Below are 254 nucleotides of genomic sequence, written 5' to 3'. Positions count from 1 at the left end.
TATCTAGTTTTCAAAGAACACGTTGGTGGAGCCTAGCGGGATCGAACCGCTGACCTCCTGCGTGCAAGGCAGGCGCTCTCCCAGCTGAGCTAAGGCCCCGATTTAATAGAAGATGGTGGGCCTGAGTGGACTCGAACCACCGACCTCACGCTTATCAGGCGTGCGCTCTAACCAGCTGAGCTACAGGCCCATCTTTCATATCGAAGATATGATGTTGTAGGATCTTTTGCAAGTTCCTTCAAAACTAAACAAGA

Annotated in this window: 2 tRNA genes; both read right to left on the bottom strand. The window is 50.8% G+C overall.

The features are described 5' to 3' along the window. Positions 1–23: 23 nt before the first annotated feature. A tRNA-Ala gene (locus tag AMR95_RS10610) sits at positions 24–99 on the bottom strand. A gap of 14 nt (positions 100–113) precedes the next feature. Then, positions 114–190: transfer RNA gene (locus AMR95_RS10605), tRNA-Ile, on the bottom strand. Positions 191–254: the final 64 nt, after the last annotated feature.

Source organism: Bacillus sp. G1(2015b) (genome assembly GCF_001482475.1).
Classification (GTDB): domain Bacteria; phylum Bacillota; class Bacilli; order Bacillales; family Bacillaceae; genus Bacillus; species Bacillus safensis.
The sequence above is the reverse complement of the archived record's forward strand: the minus strand, read 5'-3'. Positions and strand labels throughout refer to the sequence as shown.